Annotated in this window: 28 protein-coding genes; 8 read left to right on the plus strand and 20 right to left on the minus strand. The window is 64.3% G+C overall.

The window, feature by feature from the left end; all coding sequences use genetic code 11:
* Positions 1–107: 107 nt before the first annotated feature.
* The 14 genes from JQ591_RS12935 to JQ591_RS13000 form a co-directional block, all read right to left on the minus strand.
* Complete coding sequence (locus JQ591_RS12935) at positions 108–410, minus strand: nucleoside triphosphate pyrophosphohydrolase family protein (protein WP_211396345.1); 303 nt, start codon at positions 408–410, stop codon at positions 108–110.
* A 26-nt stretch (positions 411–436) separates the two neighbouring features.
* On the minus strand, positions 437–964 hold the full coding sequence (locus tag JQ591_RS12940; RefSeq protein WP_211396346.1) for a carboxymuconolactone decarboxylase family protein: 528 nt from the start codon (positions 962–964) through the stop codon (positions 437–439).
* 483 nt (positions 965–1,447) lie between these two features.
* Complete coding sequence (locus JQ591_RS12945) at positions 1,448–1,807, minus strand: Zn-ribbon domain-containing OB-fold protein (RefSeq protein WP_211396347.1); 360 nt, start codon at positions 1,805–1,807, stop codon at positions 1,448–1,450.
* Positions 1,804–2,940 carry a thiolase family protein gene (locus tag JQ591_RS12950; RefSeq protein ID WP_211396348.1) on the minus strand — a complete coding sequence of 379 codons (1,137 nt, stop codon included), beginning with the start codon at positions 2,938–2,940 and terminating at the stop codon, positions 1,804–1,806. Before JQ591_RS12950 ends, JQ591_RS12945 begins: the two co-directional genes overlap by 4 nt.
* The gene (locus JQ591_RS12955) at positions 2,937–4,160 is read right to left on the minus strand and encodes a CaiB/BaiF CoA transferase family protein (RefSeq protein WP_211396349.1); all 1,224 of its coding nucleotides are present in this window, start codon (positions 4,158–4,160) and stop codon (positions 2,937–2,939) included. Before JQ591_RS12955 ends, JQ591_RS12950 begins: the two co-directional genes overlap by 4 nt.
* A gap of 122 nt (positions 4,161–4,282) precedes the next feature.
* A complete protein-coding gene (locus JQ591_RS12960; protein WP_211396350.1) occupies positions 4,283–4,489 on the minus strand; it encodes a hypothetical protein in 207 nt (68 codons plus the stop codon).
* 114 nt (positions 4,490–4,603) lie between these two features.
* Positions 4,604–5,773, minus strand: a complete 1,170-nt coding sequence (locus JQ591_RS12965) for an acetyl-CoA acetyltransferase (RefSeq protein ID WP_211396351.1) — start codon at positions 5,771–5,773, stop codon at positions 4,604–4,606.
* A 58-nt stretch (positions 5,774–5,831) separates the two neighbouring features.
* A complete protein-coding gene (gene eda, locus JQ591_RS12970) occupies positions 5,832–6,482 on the minus strand; it encodes a bifunctional 4-hydroxy-2-oxoglutarate aldolase/2-dehydro-3-deoxy-phosphogluconate aldolase (protein WP_211396352.1) in 651 nt (216 codons plus the stop codon).
* Between the two features lie 11 nt (positions 6,483–6,493).
* The gene (locus JQ591_RS12975; protein ID WP_211396353.1) at positions 6,494–7,474 is read right to left on the minus strand and encodes a sugar kinase; all 981 of its coding nucleotides are present in this window, start codon (positions 7,472–7,474) and stop codon (positions 6,494–6,496) included.
* A 23-nt stretch (positions 7,475–7,497) separates the two neighbouring features.
* Positions 7,498–8,484 carry a D-erythronate dehydrogenase gene (gene denD / locus JQ591_RS12980; RefSeq protein ID WP_211396354.1) on the minus strand — a complete coding sequence of 329 codons (987 nt, stop codon included), beginning with the start codon at positions 8,482–8,484 and terminating at the stop codon, positions 7,498–7,500.
* A 79-nt stretch (positions 8,485–8,563) separates the two neighbouring features.
* Positions 8,564–9,439 (minus strand): carbohydrate ABC transporter permease, encoded by an 876-nt coding sequence (locus tag JQ591_RS12985; RefSeq protein ID WP_211396355.1) that lies wholly within the window; start codon positions 9,437–9,439, stop codon positions 8,564–8,566.
* A gap of 2 nt (positions 9,440–9,441) precedes the next feature.
* Positions 9,442–10,389 carry a carbohydrate ABC transporter permease gene (locus JQ591_RS12990; RefSeq protein WP_211396356.1) on the minus strand — a complete coding sequence of 316 codons (948 nt, stop codon included), beginning with the start codon at positions 10,387–10,389 and terminating at the stop codon, positions 9,442–9,444.
* A gap of 66 nt (positions 10,390–10,455) precedes the next feature.
* Positions 10,456–11,769, minus strand: a complete 1,314-nt coding sequence (locus tag JQ591_RS12995) for an ABC transporter substrate-binding protein (protein WP_211396357.1) — start codon at positions 11,767–11,769, stop codon at positions 10,456–10,458.
* Between the two features lie 78 nt (positions 11,770–11,847).
* On the minus strand, positions 11,848–12,909 hold the full coding sequence (locus JQ591_RS13000; protein ID WP_211396358.1) for an ABC transporter ATP-binding protein: 1,062 nt from the start codon (positions 12,907–12,909) through the stop codon (positions 11,848–11,850).
* Between the two features lie 202 nt (positions 12,910–13,111).
* On the opposite strand from JQ591_RS13000, the gene JQ591_RS13005 reads away from it, so the two are divergent.
* The 5 genes from JQ591_RS13005 to JQ591_RS13025 all read left to right on the plus strand — a co-directional run bounded on the left by JQ591_RS13005 (position 13,112) and on the right by JQ591_RS13025 (position 18,184).
* Complete coding sequence (locus tag JQ591_RS13005; protein WP_211396359.1) at positions 13,112–14,212, plus strand: LacI family DNA-binding transcriptional regulator; 1,101 nt, start codon at positions 13,112–13,114, stop codon at positions 14,210–14,212.
* A 122-nt stretch (positions 14,213–14,334) separates the two neighbouring features.
* On the plus strand, positions 14,335–16,164 hold the full coding sequence (locus tag JQ591_RS13010; RefSeq protein WP_211396360.1) for an IlvD/Edd family dehydratase: 1,830 nt from the start codon (positions 14,335–14,337) through the stop codon (positions 16,162–16,164).
* A 125-nt stretch (positions 16,165–16,289) separates the two neighbouring features.
* A complete protein-coding gene (locus tag JQ591_RS13015; RefSeq protein WP_211396361.1) occupies positions 16,290–17,021 on the plus strand; it encodes an SDR family oxidoreductase in 732 nt (243 codons plus the stop codon).
* A gap of 16 nt (positions 17,022–17,037) precedes the next feature.
* Positions 17,038–17,784 (plus strand): SDR family NAD(P)-dependent oxidoreductase, encoded by a 747-nt coding sequence (locus tag JQ591_RS13020; protein ID WP_211396362.1) that lies wholly within the window; start codon positions 17,038–17,040, stop codon positions 17,782–17,784.
* A 7-nt stretch (positions 17,785–17,791) separates the two neighbouring features.
* Positions 17,792–18,184 carry a GFA family protein gene (locus JQ591_RS13025; RefSeq protein WP_211396363.1) on the plus strand — a complete coding sequence of 131 codons (393 nt, stop codon included), beginning with the start codon at positions 17,792–17,794 and terminating at the stop codon, positions 18,182–18,184.
* Between the two features lie 2 nt (positions 18,185–18,186).
* Here JQ591_RS13025 and JQ591_RS13030 read toward each other — a convergent pair whose 3' ends face one another.
* On the minus strand, positions 18,187–19,098 hold the full coding sequence (locus JQ591_RS13030) for a DMT family transporter (RefSeq protein WP_211396364.1): 912 nt from the start codon (positions 19,096–19,098) through the stop codon (positions 18,187–18,189).
* 90 nt (positions 19,099–19,188) lie between these two features.
* Here JQ591_RS13030 and JQ591_RS13035 point away from each other — a divergent pair, with 90 nt between their 5' ends.
* The 3 genes from JQ591_RS13035 to JQ591_RS13045 all read left to right on the plus strand — a co-directional run bounded on the left by JQ591_RS13035 (position 19,189) and on the right by JQ591_RS13045 (position 21,295).
* The gene (locus JQ591_RS13035; RefSeq protein WP_211396365.1) at positions 19,189–20,055 is read left to right on the plus strand and encodes a LysR family transcriptional regulator; all 867 of its coding nucleotides are present in this window, start codon (positions 19,189–19,191) and stop codon (positions 20,053–20,055) included.
* Positions 20,056–20,128: 73 nt separating this feature from the next.
* Positions 20,129–20,809, plus strand: a complete 681-nt coding sequence (locus JQ591_RS13040) for a site-2 protease family protein (protein WP_211396366.1) — start codon at positions 20,129–20,131, stop codon at positions 20,807–20,809.
* A 63-nt stretch (positions 20,810–20,872) separates the two neighbouring features.
* Positions 20,873–21,295, plus strand: a complete 423-nt coding sequence (locus tag JQ591_RS13045; RefSeq protein WP_211396461.1) for a hypothetical protein — start codon at positions 20,873–20,875, stop codon at positions 21,293–21,295.
* On the opposite strand, the gene JQ591_RS13050 is transcribed toward JQ591_RS13045, so the two are convergent.
* The 5 genes from JQ591_RS13050 to JQ591_RS13070 are packed head-to-tail and all read right to left on the minus strand — an operon-like array spanning position 21,283 to position 26,572.
* The gene (locus JQ591_RS13050) at positions 21,283–22,098 is read right to left on the minus strand and encodes a TonB family protein (protein WP_211396367.1); all 816 of its coding nucleotides are present in this window, start codon (positions 22,096–22,098) and stop codon (positions 21,283–21,285) included. The two genes, JQ591_RS13045 and JQ591_RS13050, sit on opposite strands and share 13 nt — an antisense overlap.
* A 9-nt stretch (positions 22,099–22,107) precedes the next feature.
* The gene (gene exbD, locus JQ591_RS13055) at positions 22,108–22,563 is read right to left on the minus strand and encodes a TonB system transport protein ExbD (RefSeq protein ID WP_211396368.1); all 456 of its coding nucleotides are present in this window, start codon (positions 22,561–22,563) and stop codon (positions 22,108–22,110) included.
* Positions 22,564–22,566: 3 nt separating this feature from the next.
* Positions 22,567–23,487: a tonB-system energizer ExbB gene (gene exbB, locus JQ591_RS13060; protein ID WP_211396369.1), complete on the minus strand. Its 921-nt coding sequence runs from the start codon at positions 23,485–23,487 to the stop codon at positions 22,567–22,569.
* Positions 23,484–24,173: a Fe2+-dependent dioxygenase gene (locus JQ591_RS13065; protein ID WP_211396370.1), complete on the minus strand. Its 690-nt coding sequence runs from the start codon at positions 24,171–24,173 to the stop codon at positions 23,484–23,486. Before JQ591_RS13065 ends, exbB begins: the two co-directional genes overlap by 4 nt.
* Positions 24,174–24,175: 2 nt before the next feature.
* Positions 24,176–26,572, minus strand: coding sequence for a TonB-dependent receptor (locus tag JQ591_RS13070; RefSeq protein WP_211396462.1), 2,397 nt, complete (start codon positions 26,570–26,572; stop codon positions 24,176–24,178).
* Positions 26,573–26,714 lie beyond the last annotated feature (142 nt).

Genomic DNA, 26,714 nt, shown 5'->3' on the forward strand with positions numbered 1-26,714 from the left:
AGCGGCGTCGGCACTCGTTGAAACCGCTGCCGCGCGCTCGGACCTCACCCTGAGGGCCCGCCTGCGGCGGGCGTCTCGAAGGATGGCCACAGGGAAAATCGTTCCCCCTAGCGGCTCGCCGCCTCGCTCAGCCGCCGATTGATCTTGGCCGCACTCGCCTTGAGCAATTCGGATGGCTTCTGGCCGGTCGCCGCACACAGGCAGGCCCAGTAATAGATGACGTCGCCGAGCTCATCGACGAGACCTGCCTGATCGAGCCAGTCGTCGCGCAGCAATTTCTTGATGTGCTCGGCGACCTCGCCGGATTCGCCGGCGAGGCCGAGACCGAGATAGGACAGCCGCTCGTTGGACGGATGCTCATCAACTTTCGCAATGCTCGCGGCCCAGGCCGCGTATTCATCGATCGTCATCGGCAAACCTCGCCGCGGTTTTTGGATCAGCCCACCACTTCCGTGACAGGCTGGAGGTCGATCTCGAACGTCTCGAGGAATTTCGAGGTCATGATGTAGAAGCCGACCGAGAGCTGCAGCTCGACCAGCGCGGCCGGCGTCAGTTTTGACGCGATCGCCTTGAAGGTCGCACCCGTCGGCTTGTTCAGCTTGACGATCTCGTCGGTGAAGGCGAGCGCGGCGCGCTGCGTCTCGTCGAAACAGGAAGCGGCCTGCCAGTTCTCGAGCGCCTCGTTCTGCTCGTCGGTGACGCCGACATTCTTGCCGATGCGCTTGTGCGCGACGATCTCATACGGCGCCTCGCACAAAATGCCGGTTCGGGTGATCGCCAGCTCGCGAACGATCGGATCGAGCTCGCCCTTGTGACGGATGGCGCCGCCGAGCCGGCAGTACTGCTCGAAATAGCTCGGCGAATGCGACATCATCCGGAAGATGTTGGCATTGCGATTCTTGTCGAGAATTTCGCGGGTGCGGTCGGATGCCTTGGACGGGTCGCTGTAGTTGATGCGGGCCATGATTTTCCTGAAGTTTTTCCCTAAGCCTTGATGCTTTTTGTCGTTCGCGGCGAAAGTTCCACGAAACTGTATTCTTGCGCGTCCGCAGGAGCAACAACATCGAGTCAAAATGCCGCCGCATTGCTGATCGACCTTGGCACAGTCGATATTCGCTGCGTGGGGACTTGATCGCAGCGAATACTCGCAAGGGGTGTTCCGAGTAAAAACAATTGGCCGTCGGGTGCGCTAGTCGCGCAACGATGAGTCACGCCCAAGTCTAGGGAGAAAATGGCATGAAGGAAGCCACCAAGGGGGCGGCCTCGGGAGCGCTCGCGCATATGCTGGCGGTGATGGCGATGCTCGTCATCGCCAGCATCTTGTTCTACGGGCGCTAGTAAGAGTTTTGCAGTTTTCGTCATTCCGGGGTGGCTCTCGCACAGGCCAGGCCCAGAATTCCCGTTCCAGGCTCGGTCTCTCAGGACCGCCCCCGAATGACGGATCCCACTATTTCCTTTTCACGAAGAATGGCACCAGCCTGCCGGCGAACGGTTTGAAGCTCGCATTGACCTCATCGCCGATGGCGAGGTCATTCTCACCATGCGCCATCATGCGAAAACCCTCGGTGCAATCGACCAGCAGGATGTTGTAGGGCACGTGCGCCCGCGTCTCAGGCGTCGCGGCGCGGCAGACCAGCGACGTCGCATAGACCCTGCCCTTGCCGATGGCGCGCTGCTCGCGCGGATCGGACGCGCCGCAGGCCGCGCAGAAGGCGCGATGAAAATACTGCACATGGCCGCATGCGGTGCAGGTCTGATAGGTGACGGCCTCCTCACCCTTGGTCCAGTCGGCCAGACGCTCGCTCATCGCACCCGCTCCAGGAACATGGTCACGTGGGACGACAGCACGCCGCCGTCGCCGTGCAGCAGCGCGATCGAGGCGTCGCGCACCTGGCGATTCGCCGCCCGCCCCGTCATCTGCAGATGCGCCTCGACCAGATGCGCCATGGCGCCACCGACGCCGCAATGACCGTAGCTGAGCAGGCCGCCATGGGTGTTCAGCGGCATCGCGCCGTCGCGGCTGAAATGGCCGGCGCGCACGCGCGCGGCTGCCTCGCCCCGGCCAGCGAGGCCGAGGTCTTCCAGCAGCATCGCGAGCGTGATCGTAAAGCTGTCGTAGATCGCGGCGTAGCGCACGTCGGAGATCGCAAGGCCGGTGGCCTCCCTGGCGCGGGCAACGGAGATCTCGGCGCCGAGTTCGCTCAAGGCGGGCGCTGCCGTGACGTGCTGATGGGTATGGGCCTGGGCACAGCCGCGAATGCGCACGCCGGCCTCTCCGGTGCGCTCGCGGCTGACGACGAAGGCGGCACCGCCGTCGGACACCGGGCAGCAATCGAGCAGCTTCAGTGGCAGCGCCACCGGCTTCGAGGCCATGATTTCGGCGACCGTGATGGGATCGTGGAATTGCGCACCGGGATGCGTGCAGGCGTGGGCGCGCATCAGCACCGCGAATTCGGCGAGGTCTTCTTCCGTCACGCCGTATTCGTGCATGTAGCTGCTAGCAACGAGGCCGTAATAGGCGGGAATGGTCGGGCCGAGCGGCACCTCGTAGTCGGGATGGCCGACCTGCGCCAGCGCCTGGATCGAGGCGTCGCGGCTCTGCCCGGTGAGGCGATTCTCGCCGGCGACGACGAGCACATTGCGGGCGACGCCTGCTTCGACGAGATGATGGGCGAGCATGGTCATCGCGAGCCCGGTCGCGCCGCCGACCTGGACGGCGTGGGCGTAACTGGGGCGGATGCCAAAATGTTCGGCAAAGACGGTCGCCAGCATGATGTGCGGCGAGACCGTGGAGTAGCCGCAGAGGATGCCGTCGATCTCGGCGCGCTTGAGCCCGGCATCGTCGAGCGCGGCCTGCGCGGCCTTGCTCATCAGGTCGAGCGAGGACGAGCCTTCGTGCTTGCCGAAAGGCGTGAGGCCGACGCCGGTGATGAAGCTCATGGGCGCACCTGTGCGTCGTCATTCCGAGGCGGCGAACGGGTGACGCCGTCGCGGACCATGGCCGCGATCTCGTCCGCGGAATAGCCGATCTCACGCAAGATCTCCGCGCCGTGCTCGTTGAGCTGCGGTGCGAGCCGCACCGGTTCGGCTTCGGTCTCCGACCAACTGGCCGTGACCTTCATGCTGCGGATCGGGCCCTCGGTCGGATGGTTCACGACGGGGAAGAAGTTGGTCGCCTCCAGATGCTCATCGTGCAGCATCGACGCGAGGTCGTGCATCGGCATCACAGGAACGTCCGCCTTGGTCAGCAGGTCGATCCATTCCGCGGTGCTGCGCGTCTCGAAGATGCGCGCGAGCTCGGCATAGACGACGTCTATGTTGGCGGCGCGGCCGGCAAAGCTCGCGAATTTCGGATCGGCGCGCAGATCCTCGCGTCCCGTCGCCTTGAAGAAGTTCTCCCACTGCTTGTCGTTGTAGACGATGACGCTGAGATAGCCGTCCGACGTCTTGTAGGGCCGTCGGTCGCGCGAGAGGTGGCGGGCGTAACCGCCCTTGTCGAGCGGGGGCTCGTAGGTCAATCCGCCCATGTGGTCGCCCATGACGAAGCCGGCCATGGTCTCGAACATCGGGATGTCGACGCGCTGGCCGCATCCGGTGCGGTCGCGGTGCACGAGGCTGGCGCAGATCGCGCCGACGGCGGTCAAGCCTACGATGCGATCGACCAGTGCGTTCGGCACATAGCGCGGCACGCCGTCACCGGTCTGCGCCATCAGAGCCGGCAGCGCGGTGGCGCCCTGGATCAGATCGTCATAGGCGGGTTTTGCAGCATACGGCCCGTCCTGGCCGAAACCGAACACGCCGGCATAGACCAGACGCGGATTGATCTTGGAAACGACGTCATAGCCGAGTTGAAGCCGCGCCATCGCCTGCGGGCGGACGTTGTAGACGAGAACGTCGGCCTCTTTCAGCAAGCGCAGCACGGCCTCGCGGCCGGCGGGCTTCTTCAGGTCGAGGCAGATCGAGCGCTTGCTGCGGTTGGTGTTAAGGAACACCGGGCCCATGCCGGCGTGCCGCATCGGGCCGATCAGGCGGGTGACGTCGCCGTCCAGAGACTCCACCTTGATGACGTCTGCGCCGTAGTCGCCGAGCATCTGGGTCGCATAGGGGCCCATCAGCACGGTGGTCATGTCGACGACCTTGATGCCCTTCAGCGGCCCCATCGTTCACTCCCGATTGCGCGGGCTCAAGGCGGCCCTACGATTTCGGTCCAGCTAACGGCAGCGGCGGCGCGTGCGCAAGGGCGGCCGGCGTATGGCCGCATGCGCCGGCGGCGAAAAGGCCGCTATTTCTTCTGGCGGGATTCGCGGATCTTGATGAGGCGGTCGAGCTCCTCATTCTGCTGGTTGATGCGGTCCGCGATCCGCGACTCGTTCTGCTCACCCGAGGCGGCCGCGGCCTGCTCGATGAGCTGGCGGATATTGTCCTCGAGAATTGCGATGCGGTCGTTGAGTGTGTCCATCGACAGCGAGTCTTCGTAGTCATTGCTCATGATGTATTCCCTGCAAATCGATCAAGAGCTTTAAGGGCCCGGGGCGGGCCCACCATGATCTAGCGCAAGAAGGAAGGTGGGAACGGCGCTTCTCGCCTTGCCCACCCTGCAGCCTTACTTCAGCGGCTCCAGCACGGAGACGTAGTTGGCGACCGCGGCACCGCCCATGTTGAAGATGCCGCCGAGTTGTGCATTTTTGAGCTGCATGCCCTCGGGCGCCTGCCCTGCGAGCTGCATCGCGGTCATCACGTGCATGGAGACGCCGGTGGCGCCGATCGGATGGCCCTTGGCCTTCAGGCCACCGGACGGATTGACCGGCAGCTTGCCGTCCTTGAGCGTCCAGCCTTCCTTGATGGCGCGGGCGCCCTGCCCCCTCGGCGTCAGGCCCATCGCTTCGTACTCGATCAGCTCGGCGACGGTGAAGCAGTCATGGGTCTCGACGAAAGAGAGATCGGTGAGCGCAACACCCGCCTTCTCCAGCGCGCGCTGCCAGGCGACCGTGCAGCCCTCGAACTGGAGGATGTCGCGCTTGGACATCGGCAGGAAATCCTGGGCGTGCGCGGTGGCGCGGAAGCCGATCGACTTGCTCATGCCCTTGGCGGTCTCGGCATCGGCCAGGATCAGCGCCGCGGCACCGTCGGAGACCAGCGAGCAGTCGGTGCGCTTCAGGGGGCCGGCAACGTAGGGGTTCTTCTCGCTCTCGGCGCGGCAGAACTCGAAGCCAAAGTCCTTGCGCATCTGGGCGAAGGGATTGGCGACACCGTTCTTGTGGTTCTTGGCCGCGATCAGCGCCAGTGCATCGGACTGGTCGCCGTATTTCTGGAAATAGGAGCTGGCGATCTTGCCGAACACGCCGGCGAAGCCGCCGACGGTGTCGCCGTCCTCAGGCAGATAGGACGCCTTGAGCAGGTTCTTGCCGATCTCCGGCCCCGGCGTGCGCGTCATCTGCTCGACGCCGACAACGAGGACAATCCTGGCCGCGCCGGCCGCGATCGCACGCACGCCCTGATGGACGGCGGCGGAGCCGGTGGCGCAGGCGTTCTCGACCCGGGTCGCCGGCTTGAAGCGCAGCTTCGGGTCGGCCTGAAGCACCAGCGAGGCCGTGAAATCCTGGGGCGAGAAACCGGCGTTGAAATGGCCGAGCACGATTTCGTCGACGTCGCCTGCCGAAATGCCGGCATCCGCAAGCGCCTCGTTGGCGACCTTCACCACGAGGCTTTCCACGGTCTCGGTGTCGAACTTGCCGAACGGCGTATGCGCCCATCCGACGATGCTGGCGGTCATGGTCATTCTCCCTGCGGTCCCTTGCTGACCTAAGTCTTAGCCCAGGGATGGCAAGACTTCACGCGGGTTTAAGGGCCTGGAGGGTGCGCTGGCAGATGGCAGTTATGCCGGCCCAGTTCCCGGCCCTGATCTCCGCCGTCGGGCACAGCCAGGAACCGCCGACCGCGACCACATTGGGCTCCGCGAGCCAGGTGGCCGCATTGGCCTCGCCGACGCCGCCAGTGGGGCAGAACCGCACGTTCGGGAACGGCCCACCCAGCGAGCGCAGCCCCTTGATGCCGCCGGCCTGCTCGGCCGGGAAGAATTTTGCGACGTCGAAGCCGTAGGACAGCGCCATCATCAACTCGGACGCCGTGGCGATACCCGGCGCAAACGGCAAGGAGCTATGGGTGGCGGCCTCCAACAGGTCCGGGGTCAGACCCGGGCTGATACCGAACGCGACGCCGAGCTTCTCGACACGGACGAAGTCGGCCGGATTGAGAATCGTGCCGATGCCGACGACCGCCTCGGGGACTTCGGCCATCATCGCCCTCGCAGCCTCGATCGCAACGGGGGTGCGCATGGTCACCTCCAGCGTACGGACACCGCCGGCCACCAGCGCACGCGCCAGCGGCACGGCGTCCTGGATACGCTCGATGGTGAGGACGGGAATGACGGTCGCGGCCTTAAAGAGCGCGACGAGGTGGTTCTGTTGGGCGGTCGTGGTCATGGGCCTCGATCTTACTTGGTCGCTTGGCGAGAGGTCGCCGGCCGGTGCCGTTTCTTCGGCGGCATGGCATAACCCGGAATGATGGCGCCGGAATAGCAGATCACGAGGCTGGCGAGGCGGTGCCCGGCCTGGGCGGCCTCGACCGGGTCGGAACCGGCGAGCCGCGCCGCGATATAGGCCGCCGCAAAGCTGTCGCCGGCCGCGGTGGTGTCGACCACGGGCTTGGTCATGGGCTCGGCGCGGACCTCATGGGTCGCCCCGGGGAAGCGCAGCAGGCTGACGGGCTCGGCCAGACGGAACACCAGCTCGGGCGTGGGGATGCGCGCCATCAATTGCTCGTGGCTCTCGCCGGGATAGAGGGCGAGCAGATCCTCGGTCGAGGTCAGCACGATGTCGGCAGCCGCGAAGGTCGCTGCAAACACCTCGCGCGCGACATCGCGGTCGGGCCAGCCGCGCGCGCGAAAGTTGGTGTCGAACACGAAGCGGGTGCCGAGCAGGCGCGCGCGCTTGATCGCCGCGAACAGGCGCTCGCGCCCGGCCGCGTCGTAGATCGAGAGCGTGATCGCAGAGAGATAAACGACGTCGTAACTCATCAGGGAGTTGAGGAGATCGTCCGTCTCCGGCAGATTCATCAGCTGGCGCGCCGCCGCACTGTCGCGCCAGTGGAAGAACTGGCGCTCGCCCTTCGCATCCAGCTGGATCATGTAGAGGCCGGGCAGCTTGCCTGGCAACCGCGCGACGCGCCTTGTGCCGACGCCCTCCGCAGTCCAGGCCGCGATCATCTCATCGCTCAGGGCGTCGTCGCCAAGCGCGGTGAGATAATCGACCTTGACCTCGAGCCGCGCGAGATACACCGCCGTGTTGAGGGTGTCGCCGCCGAATCCACGCGAGTAGAGGCCCCCACCCTGCCCGCTGGAATGTCCGGCGGATTGTCCACCCTGGGCCTGCCGGAGCTCGACCATGCATTCGCCGATGCAAGCAACGCTCGCCATCACTTTACCCGCTCAGTCAGAGGTCAGGCGACGAAATTGCCGCCGAGCTCGTCTTCGATGTGAATGCGGATGATGTCGTCGAAAGTCTTCTCGGCGGTGGTGAAGCCGAGCTCGAGCGACCGCTTCGCATTGAAGTTGCGCGGCCAGCCGCCGACGATGCCGACGATGAAGGGATCGGGCTCCCGCTTGATGCGGGCGGCGACCTTGTCGCCCGCGACGCGCTTCAGCGCAGCGATCTGCTCGCCAACCGTCGCCGACAGGCCCGGCATGGTCAGGTTGCGGCGCGGCCCCACCGCGGCGAGATCCATGGTGCCGGCATGCAGCAGGAAGCCGACGGCGGAGCGCGGCGTGGCGTGCCAGTGGCGGACGTCCTCGGAGACCGGCAGGACCACCTCCTTGCCGGCCAGCGGCTCACGCAGGATGCTGGAGAAGAAGCCCGATGCCGCCTTGTTGGGCAGGCCGGGCCGGATGCAGATGGTCGGCAGGCGGATGCCGATGCCGTCGAGGAAGCCGCGGCGGGAATAGTCGGCCAGCAGCAGTTCGCCGATCGCCTTCTGCGTACCGTAGCTCAGAAGCGGCGTGTGGAAGAACTCGTCGCCGATCGCATCGGGGAACGGCGCGCCGAACACCGCGATCGAGGAGGTGAAGACCACGCGCGGCTTGTAACCGCCGCCTGCGAGCCTGACGGCATCGAGCAGCATCCGCGTGCCGTCGAGGTTGATGCGGTAGCCCTTGTCGAAATCGAGCTCGGCCTCGCCCGAGACGATCGCGGCGAGATGAAAGATCACGTCCGGACGGCCGGCGATCAGCTTCTCGGCGGCGCCGGGGACGGCGAAATCGCTCGACACGGTCTCGACGGCAAAACCGGCTTTTTCCGGCGTCTTCGGCTCGACCACGTCATGCATGGTCAGCTTGGTGATGTCGCTCTTGCCGAGCCGGCCGTCGCGCAACAGCCGTTCACACAATTTGCGGCCGACCATGCCGGCGGCGCCCAGAACCAGAATGTGCAAGAGCCTACTCCTTCTTATTGGCCGGAACGCGCCGCCCTTGGCGATTCGTCCAGGCGCGCTCTCAAGGCAGGCCCCGCGATCATTCCTTCACGGCGCCGGTCATCGCCGACACATAGTACTCCACGAAGAAGGAATAAAGGATAACTACGGGAACCGAGCCGGTCAGAGCCGCCGCCATCAGCGCCCCCCAATGGTAGACGTCGCCATTGACGAGCTCGGTGATCGCGCCGACGGGGATCGTCTTGTTCTCGGACGAGGAGATGAAGGTCAGCGCGTAGATGAACTCGTTCCAGGACAACGTGAAGGCGAAGATGCCCGCCGAGATCACTCCCGGCAGCGAAAGCGGCAGCGTGATCTTCATCAGAATCTGCAGCCGCGTCGCCCCGTCGATCAGCGCGCACTCCTCCAGCTCATAGGGGATGGTGCGGAAATAGCCCATCAGGAGCCAGGTGCAGAACGGGATCAGGAAGGTCGGATAGGTCAGGATCAGCGCCAGGTTGCCGTCGAACAGGCCGAGCTGAAACACGATCGCCGCCAGCGGAATGAACAGGATCGAGGGCGGCACGAGATAGCCGAGGAAGATCGCAAGGCCGACATAGCGCGAGCCCTTGTAGCGCAGGCGTTCGATCGCGTAGGCAGCGCAGACGCTGGCGAACAGCGAGATACAGGTCGAGGACACCGAGACGATCACGGTGTTCCACATCCAGAGCGGATAGTCGGTATCGAAGAACAGCTTCTTGATGTGCTCCAGCGTCGGATGCACGATCCAGAACGGATTGTACTTTTCGTAGTCGTACATCTCCGCGTCCGGCTTGAACGTCGCGACCGCCATCCAGTAGAACGGGAACAGCAGGAAGAAGATGATCAGGCCGAGCGGAAGGTAGACGCGGAAAAATTTTCGCGGAAAACTTTCCAGATAGTCCATTCCGACGCTTTGGTCGTCCGTCGTGCTCATGGTCAGTCCCTCCCGCCCTGCTGCCAGCGGGAACGCTGAAGCCCAAAGAAGCTAAGCAGGATCGCCGCGACCAGGAACGGAATCATCGCGTTCGAGATCGCTGCGCCCTCGCCGAGATTGCCGCCGGTGATGGCCCGCTGGAACGACAGCGTCGCCATCAGATGGGTGGAGTTGATCGGCCCGCCGCGCGTGATGGTGTAGATCAGCTGGAAGTCGGTGAAGGTCATCAGCACCGAGAACGTCATCACGACCGCGATGATCGGCGACAGCATCGGCAGCGTGATGTGGCGGAAGCGCTGCAGATTGGTCGCGCCGTCGAGATTGGCGGCCTCATAGAGCGAGGGCGAGATGGTCTGAAGTCCCGCCAGCAGCGTGATCGCCACGAAAGGCACGCCGCGCCAGATATTGGCGGCGACGACCGACCAGCGCGCATTCCAGGGATCGCCGAGGAAATCGATATAGCGCGTGATCAGGCCGGCCTTGATCAACACCCAGGAGATGATCGAGAACTGGCTATCATAGATCCACCAGAACGCGATCGCGGAGAGCACCGTGGGCACGACGAAGGGCAACAGCACGATGGCGCGGACCATCGACTTGAACGGCAGCCGCTCGTTGAGCAGCAGCGCCAGGTAAAGTCCGATGGCGAATTTCACCGCGCTGGCGGCGACCGTGTAGAAGATCGTGTTGAACACCGACAGCCAGAACACCGAGTCCTTCGACAGCGAGACGAAGTTCTGGAAGCCGATGAAACGCCCGGCCCCGCCGATCTTGGTATCGGTCATGCCGAGCCAGAAGCCCAGCGCCAGCGGGTAAGCCAGAAACAGGATGAGGATGGCGATTGCCGGCACCATGAACATCGCGCCGAGGAAATGCCGGCTCTCGAATGCTCTCGTCCACAAGCTGCTGCGCTTGACCTGCGCGGCAACGGGCTCGGCCATAACTGCCATGTCGGATTCCCCTCAACGAAAAGTCGCGGCGTCCGGCGAACCGGACGCCGCGTAGATTGGAGCTGATCAGACCTGGTAGTAGCGCTTGGCGCGCTCGGCTGCGCGTGCGGCTGCCGCCTTCGGCGTCACCGAGCCCGACGCCGCCTCGGCGAACATGTCGACGACGACAAAATCGCCCATCACGGCGGCGGAGGCGTAGCCGAGATCGCCGGCAAAGCCGTTGTCGCGGCAGCGTTTCAGGCAGTCGCGATACGGCGTGATCTTCGGGTCCGACGTCCACACCGGGTTGTCGTTGTAGGCCGGCAGCGGCGGCGACACGTAGCCGTTGGAGGAGACCTCCCAGGCGTCGTAGTTCGGCTTGTCCATCATGAACTTGATGTATTCCTTGACCGCCTTCGGATACTTCGAGTGCTTGTAGCCGTAATAGACGAGCACGTTCTGCTGCTCGGTCGACACGCCCACGGGACCGATCGGCATCGGCGCGTGGTTCATGTCCTTGGCAATTTCCTGCTGCTTCGGGTCGGTGGAGTTCTTGCCGACGGTCCAGATCGAGATGCCGTTCAGCGTCAGGCTGAGCTCGCCGTTGAGGAACGCCTTGTTGTTGTTCGAGTCATTCCACGACAGCACGCCGGGGATGAAGGTCTCGTAGAGCTGCTTGACGTATTCGAGCGCGGCGATCGTCTCCGGCGAGTCGATCACGACCTCGTTCTTGTCGTTGACGACCTTGCCGCCGAATGCCCACAGCGCCCACTGGCACCAGCCGTTGGCGTCGCCCGTTGCGTGGCCGAGCGCGAAGCCGGCTGGCGTGTTGTTCTTCTTCAGCGCCTGGCAGAGCTTGAGGAAGCCGGCGGTGTCCTTGGGAAACTCATCGAAGCCGGCGGCCTTCACGTGGCTGATGCGGTAGTTTAGGCAGCCGCCGGTTGCGCCCTGCGGAATGGCGATCCAGCTGTTACCCTTCTTGCCGTAGCGTTCGGCAACCGGATACCAGCCGCCATACTGCGCGCCGAGATAGTCGGCGATGTCAGTCATGTCGATCAGCTTTTCCGGGAATTTGTGCGGATCATCGAGCGTGCCGATGATCAGGTCGGGACCGGCGCCGACATTGGCGGCGACCGCAGCTTTGGGACGAATGTCCTCCCAGCTCTCGGCCTCGAGCTTGACCTTGACGCCGGTCTTCTCGGAGAACGCCTTGGTCTGCTCGGCGAATTTGTCGAACTCGGCCTGGATGAACTGCTTCCAGCGCAGCACCCGGATCGAGGCGTTCGGCTCGGGCGTGTTGGTCCACTCCGCCGCACGCACCGGGACGATGCCCGGGCCGGCCAGCAACGCTGCGCCACCCAGGCCGACTTTAAGCACACTTCGCCTGTCGAAATCGCTCATCGTTCTCTCCCTAAATTTTATATTTGTATTGGGTCGTCTTGTATTGGGCAGTTCTGCTTGGGCAGTTCTTCGGCGTCGCTACACGCGTTTTCCCGTCGCCTCGTCGAACAGATGAACCACGGAGGGATCGGGCTTCAGCTTGACCTTGTCACCCGGATTGAACTGGTGACGTTCGCGGAAGACCGCAACGACCTGCTCACCACCGAGCTTCGCAAACACCTGCGTTTCCGAGCCGGTCGGCTCGACCACGACGATCTCGGCATCGGCACCGTCGTCAGCGATGGTGAAATGCTCGGGACGTACGCCGTAAACGACAGGACGGCCGTCGGACGCCGCCGGCGCGTTCTGGAGCGGAAGCTTGACGCCGTTCGGCCCCTCGAAGGTCGCCACGCCGTTGACGCGCACATGACCCTTCAGGAAGTTCATGGACGGCGAGCCGATGAAGCCGGCGACGAACTGGTTGTCGGGCTTGTCGTAGAGTTCGAGCGGCGTACCCATCTGCTCGACGATGCCGTCATGCATGACGACGATCTTGTCGGCCATGGTCATGGCCTCGATCTGATCGTGGGTGACGTAGACGGTCGTGGTCTTCAGCCGCTGGTGCAGCTCCTTGATCTCGGTGCGCATCGCGACGCGCAGCTTGGCGTCGAGGTTCGACAACGGCTCGTCGAACAGGAACACCTGCGGATCGCGCACGATGGCGCGGCCCATGGCGACGCGCTGGCGCTGGCCGCCGGAGAGCTGGCGCGGATAGCGCTCGAGCAGCGGCGACAGCGCCAGGATCTCGGCGGCGCGCTTGACGCGCTTGTTGATCTCTTCGGTGCTCTCGCCCCGCAGCTTCATCGAGAAGCCCATGTTCTCGCCGACCGTCATGTGCGGATAGAGTGCGTAGTTCTGGAACACCATCGCAATGTCCCGCTCCTTGGGCTGGACATTGTTGACGACGCGGTCGCCGATCGAGATCGTGCCTGAGGTGATGTTCTCGAGACCGGCGAGCATACGCAGAAGCGTCGACTTGCCGCAGCCGGAGGGGCCAACCAGGACGACGAACTGGCCGTCCTCGATCGGAATCGAAACGCCGTGCAGGACTTCAAAATTGCCGAACGATTTCCGCACGTCGCGGATTTGCACAGACGACATCTAGCTCCCTCCTCGAAAGTCCACGACGCCTCTCGCGCCGCGACCGTCTTGTTTTTTCAGACTTCACCAACCGAAGCCCCACCTTAGCGGGCGACATTGTCGGCAGTTTGTGCGGTTTTGGCAATTTGTCTTTGGTTAGTCTGTGCTGGTAGCGCTGTCAACGTTCCTTTGTTTGCGACAGTGAGTGTGTTAAGAGCAGCAAATGGGTCGAAACCGCACCAAGTCAGGCAAAATCCGGCTGGCGGAAGTCGCCGAGCTTGCCGGCGTAAGCCCGATCACGGCGTCCCGCTTCTTCCGCAATCCCGAGGCGCTGTCGGTGGCCAAGCGGACACGGGTCGAGAGCGCGGCCAGGGAGCTCGGCTATGTGCCGAACCTGGCGGCACGCGCGTTGGCCTCGCAGCGCACCGAGGTGATCGGTGTCTTGATTCCGTCACTGACCAATAACGTTTTCTCCGACGTGCTGCGCGGCATCTACGACGCCTCCGAAAACAGCCGTTACTCGATCCAATTGTCCAACACACGCTACAGTATTCTCCAGGAGGAGAAGCTGCTGCGCCTGTTTCTTGCGCAGAAGCCGGCCGGGCTGATCGTCACCGGCATCGACCAGACCACGGAATCGCGCGCGATGCTCGATGCCGCCGACTGCCCGATCGTGCAAATCATGGAGATCGGCCCTAATCCGGTCGACATGATGATCGGCTTTTCGCACTATGACGCAGCCCGCGCGGCGATTGCACACCTGTTCGCGCAAGGTCACCGCAAGATCGGCTTCGTCGGCGCGCGAATGGATCCGCGGGTGCAGCGGCGGCTCGACGGATACGTCTCGGCCATGAAGGACGCCGGACTGTTCGAGCAACGCCTCGTCGTCACGACGGCGACACCGACCTCGGTGACGCTCGGCGGCGCCCTGTTCACCGATCTCCTGGCGCGCGAGCCCGGCATGGACGCGGTGTTCTGCGCCAATGACGACCTCGCGCTGGGTGTGCTGTTCGAATGCAGGCGCCGCGAGATCGCGATACCCGAACAGATCGCGATCGTCGGCTTCAACGATCTCGAATTCATGGCCTCCGCCGTCCCGACCCTCACGAGCGTGCGCACCAACCGCTACGAGATGGGCAACACCGCCGCCACCATGCTGATCGACGCGATCGACGGACGCCGCCCGGAGCATCCGGTGCTCGATCTCGGCTTCAAGGTGATCGAGCGGCAAAGCTCGTCGCCGCGGCGTGCGGACAACCGCCCGGCCGTTTCAGGCGCGGGTGCCGCGAACAAAATGGTAGCGTTACCAAGTGGCCATGATTAGTATCGGATTTGTGAAGAAACGCCCCGCCAGCGGGCAGGCAAGTCATTGCTTGCGCCGTTGGGCATCGCACAAGCCGACACCATAAAACGGACGCCAGTGCGTTTGCATTGCAGGAGAAACCAATGACAAAAAAACCAACCAATGGGCATGCCCCCGCCGGCAACGGCGCTCGCCGCCACCTCCGCTCGCAGGAATGGTTCAACAATCCGCATAATCCGGGCATGACCGCGCTCTATCTGGAGCGCTATTTGAACTACGGTCTCACCCGCGCCGAGCTCCAGTCCGGCAAGCCGATCATCGGCATCGCCCAGACCGGCAACGACCTCTCCCCCTGCAACCGCCACCACATCGAGCTTGCCCATCGCGTCCGCGAAGGCATTCGCGAGGCCGGCGGCATTGCGATGGAATTCCCGACCCATCCGATCCAGGAGACCGGCAAGCGCCCGACCGCGGCGCTCGACCGCAACCTTGCTTATCTCGGCCTGGTCGAGATCCTCTACGGCTATCCGCTCGACGGCGTGGTGCTGACCACCGGCTGCGACAAGACCACGCCGGCCTGCATGATGGCGGCGGCGACCGTCAACCTGCCCGCGATCGTGCTGTCGGGCGGGCCGATGCTGAACGGCTGGCACAATGGCGAGCGCACCGGCTCCGGCACCATCGTCTGGAAGTCGCGCGAGCGGCTCGCCGCTGGCGAGATCGACTATGAAGAATTCATGGAGATCGTGGCGTCATCGGCGCCCTCGGTCGGCCATTGCAACACCATGGGCACCGCCTCGACCATGAACGGGCTTGCGGAAGCGCTCGGCTTCTCGCTGCCGGGCTGTGCGGCGATCCCCGCTCCCTATCGCGAGCGCGGCCAGATCGCCTATGAGACGGGCAAGCGCGCCGTCGAGATGGTCTGGGAGGATCTAAAACCCTCCGACATCCTGACCCGCGAAGCGTTCGAGAACTGCATCGTGATCAACTCGGCCATCGGCGGCTCGACCAACGCGCCGATCCACATCAACGCGCTGGCGCGCCACATCGGCGTGGAGCTCTCCATCGACGACTGGCAGAAGGTCGGCCACGACGTGCCGCTGCTGGTCAACATGCAGCCGGCCGGCTTCTATCTCGGAGAGGAATTCCACCGCGCCGGCGGCGTGCCGGCGGTGGTGCGCGAATTGATGAAGCACAAGCGGATCCACGAGAACGCGGTCACCGTGAACGGCCGCGGCATCGGCGAGAACTGCGCCAATGCGCCAAAGCCCGACAACGACGTGATCTGGGCTTACGACAAGCCGCTGGTGAAGGACGCCGGCTTCCTGGTGCTGCGCGGCAATCTGTTCGATTCCGCGATCATGAAGACCAGCGTGATCTCCAAGGAGTTTCGCGACCGCTATCTCAGCAACCCCAAGGACCTCAACGCTTTCGAGGGCCGCGCCATCGTGTTCGAAGGACCGGAGGACTATCACGAGCGGATCGACGATGCCTCGCTCGACATCGACGAGCATTGCGTGCTGTTCGTCCGCGGCACCGGTCCGATCGGCTATCCCGGCGGCGCCGAGGTCGTAAACATGCAACCGCCCGCGGCGTTGATCAAACGCGGCATCCTCGCTTTGCCCTGCATCGGCGACGGCCGCCAGTCCGGCACATCGGGCTCGCCCTCGATCCTCAACGCCTCGCCGGAAGCCGCCGCCAATGGCGGGCTGGCGATCCTCAGGAACGGCGACAAGGTGCGCATCGACCTGAACAAGGGCAGCGCCAACATTCTCATCTCCGACGAGGAGGTGAAGAAGCGCCACGCCGAACTGGCGGCCAATGGCGGCTTCAAGCATCCGCCGAACCAGACGCCGTGGCAGGAGCTCTATCGCAACACCGTTGGCCAGCAGTCGACCGGTGCCTGCATGGAGCTCGCCACGCGCTACCAGAACGTCGCCGGCACGTTTGGTGTGGCGCGGGATAATCACTAACCACGCGTCATTGCGAGGAGCGAAGCGACGAAGCAATCCAGACTGTCTCCGCGGTGAGATTCTGGATTGCTTCGCTTCGCTCGCAATGACGATGCAACAGACAAATAAGTGAGGAGAACAAGACCATGGCAGACCGCCTCAAGGGAAAGCGAGCCGTCGTCACGGCTGCAGCGGCAGGCATCGGGCGCGCATGCGCCATCGCATTCGCGCGTGAAGGCGCAACCGTCATCGCCACCGACATCAACGAGAGCGGCATCGCGAGCCTGGCCAAGGAAGGCATCGCCGAGACCGCCAAGCTCGACGTGCGCAACACCGCCGACGTCAACGCCTTCGCCAAGCGCGTCGGCAAGGTCGACATCCTGCTCAACGCGGCGGGCTTCGTGCATCACGGCACCATCCTGGAGTGTTCGGAAGAGGATTTTGATTTCTCGTTCGACCTCAACGTCAAGTCGATGCACCGGACCATCAGGGCGTTCCTGCCGGACATGCTCGCGGGGGGCGGCGGCAGCATCGTCAACATCTCCTCCTGCGCGGCGCTGCGGCCGCCGGCCAACCGCTACGTCTACAGCTCCTCGAAGGCCGCGGTGTCGCTGCTGACGCGCGCGGTCGCGCTCGACTTCATCACCAAGGGCATCCGCTGCAACAGCATCTGCCCGGGCACCGTCGAGACGCCCTCGATGCTCGACCGCGCCGCCGCGCAAGGGCCGCAGGGCAAGGAGATGTTCGTCTCCCGCCAGAAGATGGGCCGGCTCGGCACCGCCGACGAGATCGCGTCCATGGCGGTCTATCTCGGCAGTGACGAGAGCGCCTTCACCACCGGCGTCGACCTCGTCGTCGACGGCGGCTACATGCTCTGACGCCAAGGCATCCAGCATGAACAAGATCGATCTCAACGGCCGCGTCGCCATCGTCACCGGCGGCGCGCAGGGCTTTGGCCGCGCCATCACACAGCGCTTCGTCGCCTCCGGCGCCAAGGTGGCGATCTGGGATTTCGACGCCGCACTGGCCGAGAAGACGGCGAAGGAAATCGGCGACAACGCCCGCGTCTTCAAGGTCGACGTCACCGACACCGCGGCCGTCGAGCAGGCCCGCGATGCGACGCTTGCCGCCTTCGGCAAGATCGACATCCTGGTCAACAATGCCGGCATCGCCGGCGTCAACAAGCCGGTCTGGGAAACCGATCTCGAGGAATGGCGGAAAGTCCTGCGCATCAACCTCGACGGCCCCTTCATCGTCTGCAAGGCCATCGTGCCCACGATGCTCAAGCAGAAATACGGGCGCATCGTCAACATCGCCTCGATCGCCGGCAAGGAAGGCAATCCGAACGCCTCGCACTATTCGGCGTCCAAGGCCGGCCTGATCGCGCTGACGAAGTCGCTCGGCAAGGAATTGGCGGCACATGACATCATGGTCAATGCGGTGACGCCCGCGGCTGCGAAGACCGCGATCTTCGACCAGATGACACAGCAGCATATCGATTTCATGCTGTCGAAGATTCCCAAAGCGCGCTTCGTGCTGGTGGAAGAGCTCGCCGCGATGGCGGCCTGGCTCGCCTCGGAGGACTGCGCGTTCTCGACCGGCGCGGTGTTCGACATATCCGGCGGGCGCGCAACTTACTGAGGGCGTCATGATCAGAGAAGGCGGATGTCTGTGCGGCGCGGTGCGGTTCAAGGCGGAAGGTGAGCCGCTCAACGTTCGCATCTGCCATTGCCGCATGTGCCAGAAGGCAATGGGCTCGCCCTACTTCGTCCGCGCGCAGTTCGACCAGCGCGCACTGACCGTCGAGGGCGACACCGCCCGCTATGCGTCGTCCGAGAACATCGACCGCGTGTTCTGCAAACGCTGCGGCACACGGCTGTTCTCCTGGCGGCGCAACGGCACGCTGGCGGGCGTCGCACTGACGACGTTCGACGATCGCAATGCCTTCGCGCCGACCGAGCACATCTGGGTCTCGGAGAAGCTCGCTTGGCTGAAGCTCGACGACGGGCTGACGCAATATCCGGGAACCATTCCGGCGTGATGTCAGGTCTGGCCTGACGCAGACGCGCCCGCCGCCTGAGCACGCGGGCCCGTCGTCGTCGCGATCCAGATCCCGGCGAACACCGCGACGATGCCCGCCGCCAGATTCCAGCGCAACGGCTCGTTCAGCAGCCAGGCGCCGACCAGCGACGCGGTGATCGGATTGACCGTCACCGAGATCGCAACACGCGTCGGCGTCGTTCGCTCCAGTGCGAAAGCCCAGAGATAGAAGGTCAGCGCCGCGCCGAAGGCGCCGAGATAGAAAGCGGCCAGCCATTGCGGGGCGCCGAAACCGGCGACAGGCGCAAAGCTGCCGCGGACACACGAGAGCAGGATGAGGCAGGCTGCGCCCGCCGCCATGCTCATGGTCGTGAAGGCAAGCGGGCTGGAGCGCCGAATCAGCGGCTTCGACCAGATGCCGTAGAGCGCCATGCACAGTGCCGCCACCATCATCAGGAGGTCGCCGCGCCAGGCGCCCGGCGGCGCCGAGGTCAGGTCGGAGAGGAGCGCTACGGCAACGCCAAGCGTCGCAATCACGACGCCGATCGATTTGCGCCAGGTCAGCGCCTCGGCGCCAAGCGCGGCCCCGATCACGAGCGACAACAGCGGCAGCGTCGACAAAGCGAGCGCGCCGCGCGCGGCGGTCGTGAAGATCAGGGATGCATTGAACAGAATTGGGAACAGGGCAAAGAACAGAAGGCCGAGCCCGACCGCGGCGGCCCAGTCCCCTCGCCCCGGCCAGCGGTCGCCGCGCAGCAGCGTCAGGGGCAACAACAGGAGAAAGCCGATCCCGAACCGGAACGAGCCGATCACCAGCGGATCGATCGCGCTGACGAGATAGCGCGTGGCGCCGATCGAGGTGCCACCAAGTGCACTCGACAGGATGGCGGCGAATACGCCGAAAGTCTCGCCCACGCTTCCTCCCTCGATGAACTCCAGGAGCAGCATACGAGGCGCGCCGAAACAGGGAATGGAATTTCCGTCATGCTGGGATAAGTTTTCGTCATGACCGCACCCGTGCTCGATCCTGATCTGCTGAAGGCCTTTCTCGCCGTTGCCGAGCATCGCTCGTTCACGCGCGCAGCCCACGTGCTCAACCGCACCCAGTCGGCGGTGAGTGTCCAGATCAGGCGCCTCGAGGAGCGGCTCGGCGTCCGGCTGTTTCACCGCACGAGGTCGGGCGTGACACTGAGCGTGGCCGGTCACGAGCTGCTCGTCTATGCGAAGCGGCTTCTCGACCTCAATGCCGAGGCCGTCGATGCGCTTCGCGCGGGCAAGCGCGAAGCCGTGGTTCGCCTCGGCGTGATGGACGATTACGGCACGATCGTCATTCCGCCCCTGCTGGCGCACTTTGCCAAATGCCATCCGGAGATCCGGGTCGAGATCGAGACCGGGCTGACCGCGACGATGCCGGCGCGACTCGGCGACGCCTATGACCTCGTCATCGCCATGCATCCCGAAGGATGCGGCGATGGCGAACTGCTGCGACCCGAGCAGGCGGTGTGGGCCGCGGCCAAATCGTATCCGGCACAGGCACAGGACACGCTGCCCGTCGCGCTCTACCCGCCGGGCTGCCTGTTCCGGCAATGGGCCACGGAGGCCCTCGATGCCGCCGGCCGGCCCTGGCGGCTCGCCTTTGTCAGCCGCACGCTTGCCGCCGTGGAGGCGATCGCGGCGGAGGGCCTCGCGATCACGGTCGTGAAAGCCGGCACCATGCCTCCTCGCCTGCGCGCCCTGTCGGAACGCGACGGCTTGCCGCCGCTGCCGGCGGCGGACATCCGCCTCCATTGCGCGCGCAACCTGTCGCACCCGGCGGCACTGCTGGCGGATCATTTGCGGCGTGGCATTTCGGAACCGGCCACCCTATGTTGAGGTGAATCGTTGCTGCACCACCGGTTTGGCTGGGTCGGCTGCAAGACCGAAGGCAAACCGGGACAGACGAGCCGTGAACATTTCTTTGTATGACCTCTCGGTGTGGGTGCTGCCGCTGGTGCTCGCCATCACCTTCCACGAGGCTGCGCACGCCTTCGTCGCATACCGTCTCGGTGACGACACCGCCTCGCAGCTCGGCCGTGTCAGCTTTAACCCGCTCCGCCACATCGACCCGTTCGGCACGCTGATATTGCCGGCGATGCTGCTGTTCGCGCATTCGCCGTTCCTGTTCGGCTATGCCAAGCCGGTGCCGGTGAATTTCCGCAAGCTCAACAACCCCAGGCTCGACATGGTCTGGGTGGCGCTGGCCGGGCCCGCCACCAACATCCTGCTGGCGCTCGTGGCGGCTCTCGCCCTCCACGCCCTGCCCTGGGCTCCGGCCAACTCGGCGCAATGGATCTTCGACAACCTCAAGAATGCACTGCTGATCAACGCGGTGCTGGCGGTGTTCAACATGATGCCGATCCCGCCGCTCGACGGCGGGCGCGTCGCGGTCGGGCTGCTGCCCCGGCCGCTCGCCCTGCCGCTGGCCCGGCTCGAGCCGTTCGGGATGCTGATCCTGATCGGTCTGTTGATCCTGCTGCCGCTGGCGGGCTCCCAGTTCGGTCTAAATCTTGATGTTATTTCAGCAATACTGCGAACGTTGACCGGTTATGTGATTCAGGCTGTTCTCTTCCTGACCGGCAATGCTTAGTTGAACAGCCACACCCGAACACAAGCCGAAGGGCCAGAGGCCGACTTGGTCAAAGCTGCCGATATGCTGATCGCGCGACGCGCCGATACCCGTGCCCGCGCCGATTTCGCCACCTGGAAGATGATGGCCAAGCTCAACGGGTCGTCCGCGCTGCCTCCGGGGGCGCAGGAGTTCCTCGTGAGCTACAAGAACCTGCTGGCGCAGATGAACGAGGGTGAGGCTACCGAGGCCACCATCGCCGCAATCTATAAGGCCTACTATGCCGAGATGGGCGGCGCGGGAACCCCGCCCGACGTCCGTTCCCGGGCGGCTGAGCCGGCGGCGGACAATGTTACCGCTTTCCGCCGCCCAGAACCGAAGCCGAAGAAGGCAAATTTCTTCGGGACAGCGACCGCAAGCGTAACCCAGAAACGGCCGCTCCCGGTCGCGCTGATCTTCGTCTGCCTGGTCGTGGTCTATGTCGGGATCCGGCTCTACTGGCGCTGAGCCGTCTTCTTCTTTTTCTTCGCGTCCGGCGGCGTGAAGATGATGTCGACGGTGCGCTCGAACCGATCTTCGGTCAGTCCGGCAGGCGGCTGCGGGATGGGATCTGACTTGCGGACAATCGAGATCGCGGCCGTATCGTAAGCTGCATCCCCGGACGACTCCACGACGTCGACTGAAAGCACGTTGCCCCGTCGGTTGATCGCGAAGGAGACCTTGACCTTCTGATTGTTGGGCTCCTTGCCCTCCGGGTTGACCTTGTGGGCCGTGAGGTGCGCGCTGATTTTACGGTTCCAGTCGGCCGTCAGCTTCAGCATGTCCTTGCCGATGCCAAGCACAGGCGCCAGCGCCTTCTCGGCCTCGCGCGCGTCCTCATCGAGTGTCTGCCGCGCCGTCGCAACGGACTTCGGCGAGGCCTCCGCAGCGGGCGTTTCGACCGCCGCAATCTTCGGATCCTCGTCCTGCGGCTTCTTCGAGATGTTTTCGGTGACGACCCGATCGGGATCGTCGACCTGTTGCGACTGATCCTTTGGAAGCTCGGTTTCCTTGGTCTCGGCCTTTTGCTCGGGAAGCGCCTGCTGCTCCTGCATCGCTTCGCTATCCGGTCCTGGCGGAAGGTCGGTGTCAGGCGCCTTCGGCGAGGCCATCTCGACAGCGAACTCCGCGCCGGCCGCGCCGAGGCCATCGTCGCCGTCATCGGCCCGCAGATGGGCCAGCGCGAGCGCGGCACCACCCAGATGCAGCGCGAGCGCCGCCACCGCAGCTAAAATCCAAAGCGTCCGGGGTGGTCTGGACTCGTCCGACATCGCGGGCCTCTAAGGCTGAGCGGCGCCTGCCGCAGGCGCCCCCGGAGCGCCTTCCAGCGCAACCAGTTTCACCCGAGAATAGCCGCCTGAGCGCAAGAGCTCCATGATGCCCATCAACTCGCCATACGGCACCGAGCGATCGGCGCGCAGGAAGACATACTTGTCCTTGCTCATGTCGGACAGACCGTCGAGGGTGCCGATCAACTCGGCGCGGTGGACCGGGTTCTCTCCGATGGCAAGCGTCAGATCGGGCTTGATGCTGAGATAGGTCGGCTTGTCCGGCTTCTTCTGCGGCGTCGCGCTCGACGTCGGCAGATCGATCGGCAGGTCGACGGTCGAGAGCGGCGCTGCGACCATGAAGATGATCAGCAGCACCAGGATGACGTCGATGAACGGCGTGACGTTGATTTCATGCGTTTCGCCGAAATCGTCGTCGTCATCATTGTCTGCGAGCGAAACGCCCATGATTCACTCCGCCGCGCGCGAATGCACGCTGCCGTGGCTGCGGTCGAGATCGCGCGAGAGCAACCGCCCCGCCGCGCCCGAGGCACGGCTGACGAGCTCGAGATAGCTCTTCGTGACGCGCGAGAAGTAGTTGTAGATGATGACGGCGGGAATGGCGGCGACCAGCCCGATCGCGGTGGCGAGCAGCGCCTCGGCGATACCGGGCGCGACGACGGCGAGATTCGTGGTCTGCGACTTCGAGATGCCGATGAAGCTGTTCATGATGCCCCACACCGTGCCGAACAGGCCCACGAAGGGCGACGTGGAGCCGATGGTCGCGAGCACACCCATGCCGACGCGGATGCGCCGCGCCTCCGCGCGCACGATCTCGGAGAAGCTCGAAGCCGCGCGCTCCTTGATGCCGGTATCGCTGGACAGGCCGGCCGACATCCGCGCCTCCCGCAGCGCCGCCGCCAGGAACGACGGCAGGATGCCCTCCTTGGAGCCGAGCGCCATCTGCGCTTCCGCGAGCGAGCGCGCCTCCGCGATCTTCTTCAGCGCCGAACGAAGCTTGGTCGCGGCGATCGACAATTCGATCGACTTGGCGATCAGGACCGTCCAAGTCATGAGCGATGCGAAGGCGAGCCCGATCATCACCGCTTTCACAATGATATCCGCCGACTGGAACATCACCCAGGGCGACAATTCCTTCATGGCGGGCGCGATGCCGGCTGCCGTATCGGACTTTGCGGCCGCAGGCGCGGCAGCCTGGGGCGCCGCAGGCGGAGCAACAACCGGGGCCGGGCTGACCGCGGACGGCTGAGCCGTCGACTGGACCGGTGCCGCGGGCCCGGCCTGTGTCTGGGCAGAAACAGGGGATGCAAGCCAGGCGGCCGCCAGCACCAGAGCTGCGGCAAGGCTTGCTTGGAAGGACATGATCTTCATACTTCGGCCCAGTAGCGAATGAGGTTGTGATAGATACCCGTCAATTTGACCGTTTCGGGATCGTCACGCCCGAGCCGTTCCACCAGCGCCTGTATCGCGGTGTCGAGGTCAAAGATCATGCTCCGGGCTTGATCGTCCCGTATCATGCTCTGAAGCCAGAAGAAAGACGCAACCCGCGTTCCCCTCGTCACCGGGGTGACGAGATGGAGGCTGGTCGAGGGATAGAGCACGCAGTCCCCAGCTTGCAACTTGACTTCGTGCGAACCGTAGGTGTCCTCGATCACAAGTTCGCCACCGTCGTACTCCTCCGGCTCGGCCAGGAACAGCGTGACCGACAGGTCTGTGCGGATGCGAAGGCCGGTCAGGCGGTCGCCGCGGATCGCATTGTCGACGTGCAGGCCGAAATGGTGGCCGCTGTTGGCCGCATAGCGGTTGAACAGCGGCGGGAAGATCTGGAGCGGAATTGCCGCCGCGATGAAGCGCGGGTTCGACGTCAGCGCCGAGATGATGCGGTTGCCGAGTTTTCGCGCGACCTCGCCGTCGGGGGCCAATTGCTCGTTGCGCTTGACCATCGCCGACTGCGAGCCGGCCGTGGAACGGCCGTCTTCCCATTCGCTGGCGTCCATGATGCGGCGGAAATCCGCCACATCATCCTTGCTCAGAACGCCAGGCAGGCACGTCAACATGATTAGAACTTCGCCGTCGTGATGAGGTAGAACGCCCGCCCCGGCGCGACCGCGACGAACGGCACCGCGCTGCGATAGAGCGTGTCGTAATAGAGCTTGTTGGTGAGATTCTGGGCGTAGAACTTCATCGTCCAGTTCTTGTCGATCTTCTTCTCGACGAACGCGTCGAAGCGCCAGTAGCTCGGCAGCTCGTTGCCGGTATTGGCCGCGAACGTGCCGCCATAGACCTTCGACCGGTACACCGCCTGACCGCCCAGCTCCCAGCCGTCGTCGAACTTGTACTTGGTCAGCATGCTGAACGACTGATGGGCCACGTTGGCAAGCTGCAGGCCGAGATTTGAGGCGACGCCGCTCTGCGTGACCTTCGATTGCATCAACACCAGGCCGCCGAAGATGCTCCAGCGGTCGGTGATCTTGCCCTCGGCCTCGATGTCGATGCCCTGGATCCTGTAGGCAGCGCCCGAAGTCAGCAGGCCGCTGACGGTTTCGCGCGCATTGTCCTTCGTGGTCTGGAACAGCGCGGCGCTGACCAGCAAATGGCGATCCGCCAGCTCCCATTTGGTACCGAGTTCGGCGGCCTTGTTGCGCTCCGGCCCGAGCAAGATAGCCGTGTTGGCGGGAATGCCGCCGTAATCGGTGCCGGTCGCGTCAAGCTCCGATCCGAACGGATTGGCCGAGGTCGCATAGGCCGCATAGAGGCTGCCGATCGACATCGGCTTGTAGACCAGGCCGACATTGTAATTGACGAGATCGGCGTTCTGCTTGAGATGATCCGCGTTGGTCGACGAGCTCTGGCTGTAGCCATCATAGCGCACGCCACCATTGACGATGATCGTGTCCTGCCAGTTCGCGGTGTCCATGACGTAGACGCTGCTGGTGTTGACGCCATAGCGCGTCGGATTTCCAACCAGCGACGGCGTGTTGCTGAAGGGAATGTAGGTGTACTGCGGCGAGTAGAGGTTGACCCCCGTGACCGCCCCGTTGCTGGTCGAACCGCCGCCGAACAGTTCCGACGAGAGGCCGGTGTAACGATCGATCGAGATGTTCTCGTTCGAATATTCGACGCCGAACACCGCGGTGTGCTTGACCCCGCCGGTGTCGAGCTTGAACGTGGCCTCGTTCTGGTTGGCCCACACGTCCACGTTCTGGTAGCGGCTTTGCGCACTGGCCGTCGTGGTCCAGAGCAGCGGATTGGGGCTGGTCGTGTTCGGGTTCTGCGGCAGCGTGCCGATATAGTTCAGCAGCGAATGCTCGCCGCGCACCTTGCTGCTCAGCGTAATGGCCTCGTTGACCTTGTATTCGATCGTGCCGGTGCCGAAATCCTGCCGCGCGGTCTGGAAGTCGCGGTTGAGGAAGCCGTACCAGTTGCCACGCGGAATGCCGGCCGAGGTCACCGGCACGTTGCCCTGCTTGTAGTAGGGCACGCCAAAATCAGGGTAGCCGCTGAGGTCGGTGTGGACGTAGTTCGTCGTGATCTTGATGTCGTTGGTCGGGGTATACTTGGTGGAGATGAAGCTGCCCCAGCGGTTGTCGGTCACGTAATCGCGGCCGGCGACGTTGGCGTCCTGGAACAAGCCCCCGGTGCGCACCGAGAACGTCGGGTCGATGACCTGGTTGACGTCGAGCGTGACGCGCTTGGTCCTGTCGGTGCCGAACTCGGTGTCCATCCGCTTGAAATTGACGTCGCCGGCCTGCTTGGTGACGATGTTGATGGCGCCGCCGGCGGTGCCGCGGCCGGCGTAGGACGAGGCCGGGCCGCGCAGAATCTCGATCTGCTCGGTGAAGAAGTTCTCGCGGATCGAGACCGCGGGATCGCGGATACCGTCGATGAAGACGTCGTTGCGCGCATCGAAGCCGCGGATGAAGAAGCGGTCGCCGAACGCGTTGCCGCCTTCCCCCGATCCCAGCGTCACGCCGGCGGTCGAGCGCCCGATCTCCTTCAGCGTCGTGGCGTTCTTGTCCTCGAGCACTTCCTTGCTGAGCACGGTGATGGTCTTCGGCGTGTTCAGCATCGGCTCGGGAAACTTGCCGGAGGCCTGGACGTGGTCGACCTTGTAGGGCGCCGCCGGATCGGAATACGGATTGCGGTCGACTTCGCCGGCGGGGACGGTGGGAGCGGTCTGCTGCGCCGCCTGTTGCCGCTGCGCGGCGCGGCGAAGCGCATTGCGCGCGCGGACCTGATCCGCCGTCGGCTTCGAAGCCACCGGACGCGGACGCGCGACGGGAGCGTCGACCGTCACCGGCGGCAGATTCGACTGCTGCGCCTCCGCGCCGCTCGACACCGACGCTGCCGCGATCAGGCCCGCGACAGCGGAGACCTTCTTGCCGGAAACGCTCGTGAACTTTTCATCGAATGCTGCGACCGAACGCAACGATTTCGGTGCGACCACCTGCCCCATTACCACACGCCCCATATTCCTGTTCGCTCATTCACTTCGACGAACGATTGGAGTGTTGGTATCGACCGCAAAATAGCGGGTCAATGCGAGCAAGCCGCGAGAACCCTTGAATAAGTCCAGATCAAAACGATTCTAAACTACA

Origin of the sequence: Bradyrhizobium canariense (assembly GCF_018130465.1) — a bacterium.
Taxonomy (GTDB): Bacteria; Pseudomonadota; Alphaproteobacteria; order Rhizobiales; family Xanthobacteraceae; genus Bradyrhizobium; species Bradyrhizobium canariense_C.

Excerpts from the sequence above, each read along its gene's own strand:
- JQ591_RS12935 (WP_211396345.1), bottom strand. The coding sequence starts at position 410 with ATGACGATCGATGAATACGCGGCCTGGGCCGCGAGCATTGCGAAAGTT.
- JQ591_RS12940 (WP_211396346.1), bottom strand. The coding sequence starts at position 964 with ATGGCCCGCATCAACTACAGCGACCCGTCCAAGGCATCCGACCGCACC.
- JQ591_RS12945 (WP_211396347.1), bottom strand. The coding sequence starts at position 1,807 with ATGAGCGAGCGTCTGGCCGACTGGACCAAGGGTGAGGAGGCCGTCACC.
- JQ591_RS12950 (WP_211396348.1), bottom strand. The coding sequence starts at position 2,940 with ATGAGCTTCATCACCGGCGTCGGCCTCACGCCTTTCGGCAAGCACGAA.
- JQ591_RS12955 (WP_211396349.1), bottom strand. The coding sequence starts at position 4,160 with ATGGGGCCGCTGAAGGGCATCAAGGTCGTCGACATGACCACCGTGCTG.
- JQ591_RS12960 (WP_211396350.1), bottom strand. The coding sequence starts at position 4,489 with ATGAGCAATGACTACGAAGACTCGCTGTCGATGGACACACTCAACGAC.
- JQ591_RS12965 (WP_211396351.1), bottom strand. The coding sequence starts at position 5,773 with ATGACCGCCAGCATCGTCGGATGGGCGCATACGCCGTTCGGCAAGTTC.
- eda (WP_211396352.1), bottom strand. The coding sequence starts at position 6,482 with ATGACCACGACCGCCCAACAGAACCACCTCGTCGCGCTCTTTAAGGCC.
- JQ591_RS12975 (WP_211396353.1), bottom strand. The coding sequence starts at position 7,474 with ATGGCGAGCGTTGCTTGCATCGGCGAATGCATGGTCGAGCTCCGGCAG.
- JQ591_RS12985 (WP_211396355.1), bottom strand. The coding sequence starts at position 9,439 with ATGAGCACGACGGACGACCAAAGCGTCGGAATGGACTATCTGGAAAGT.
- JQ591_RS12990 (WP_211396356.1), bottom strand. The coding sequence starts at position 10,389 with ATGGCAGTTATGGCCGAGCCCGTTGCCGCGCAGGTCAAGCGCAGCAGC.
- JQ591_RS12995 (WP_211396357.1), bottom strand. The coding sequence starts at position 11,769 with ATGAGCGATTTCGACAGGCGAAGTGTGCTTAAAGTCGGCCTGGGTGGC.
- JQ591_RS13000 (WP_211396358.1), bottom strand. The coding sequence starts at position 12,909 with ATGTCGTCTGTGCAAATCCGCGACGTGCGGAAATCGTTCGGCAATTTT.
- JQ591_RS13005 (WP_211396359.1), top strand. The coding sequence starts at position 13,112 with ATGGGTCGAAACCGCACCAAGTCAGGCAAAATCCGGCTGGCGGAAGTC.
- JQ591_RS13010 (WP_211396360.1), top strand. The coding sequence starts at position 14,335 with ATGACAAAAAAACCAACCAATGGGCATGCCCCCGCCGGCAACGGCGCT.
- JQ591_RS13015 (WP_211396361.1), top strand. The coding sequence starts at position 16,290 with ATGGCAGACCGCCTCAAGGGAAAGCGAGCCGTCGTCACGGCTGCAGCG.
- JQ591_RS13020 (WP_211396362.1), top strand. The coding sequence starts at position 17,038 with ATGAACAAGATCGATCTCAACGGCCGCGTCGCCATCGTCACCGGCGGC.
- JQ591_RS13025 (WP_211396363.1), top strand. The coding sequence starts at position 17,792 with ATGATCAGAGAAGGCGGATGTCTGTGCGGCGCGGTGCGGTTCAAGGCG.
- JQ591_RS13035 (WP_211396365.1), top strand. The coding sequence starts at position 19,189 with ATGACCGCACCCGTGCTCGATCCTGATCTGCTGAAGGCCTTTCTCGCC.
- JQ591_RS13045 (WP_211396461.1), top strand. The coding sequence starts at position 20,873 with ATGCTGATCGCGCGACGCGCCGATACCCGTGCCCGCGCCGATTTCGCC.
- JQ591_RS13050 (WP_211396367.1), bottom strand. The coding sequence starts at position 22,098 with ATGTCGGACGAGTCCAGACCACCCCGGACGCTTTGGATTTTAGCTGCG.
- exbD (WP_211396368.1), bottom strand. The coding sequence starts at position 22,563 with ATGGGCGTTTCGCTCGCAGACAATGATGACGACGACGATTTCGGCGAA.
- exbB (WP_211396369.1), bottom strand. The coding sequence starts at position 23,487 with ATGAAGATCATGTCCTTCCAAGCAAGCCTTGCCGCAGCTCTGGTGCTG.
- JQ591_RS13065 (WP_211396370.1), bottom strand. The coding sequence starts at position 24,173 with ATGTTGACGTGCCTGCCTGGCGTTCTGAGCAAGGATGATGTGGCGGAT.
- JQ591_RS13070 (WP_211396462.1), bottom strand. The coding sequence starts at position 26,572 with ATGGGGCAGGTGGTCGCACCGAAATCGTTGCGTTCGGTCGCAGCATTC.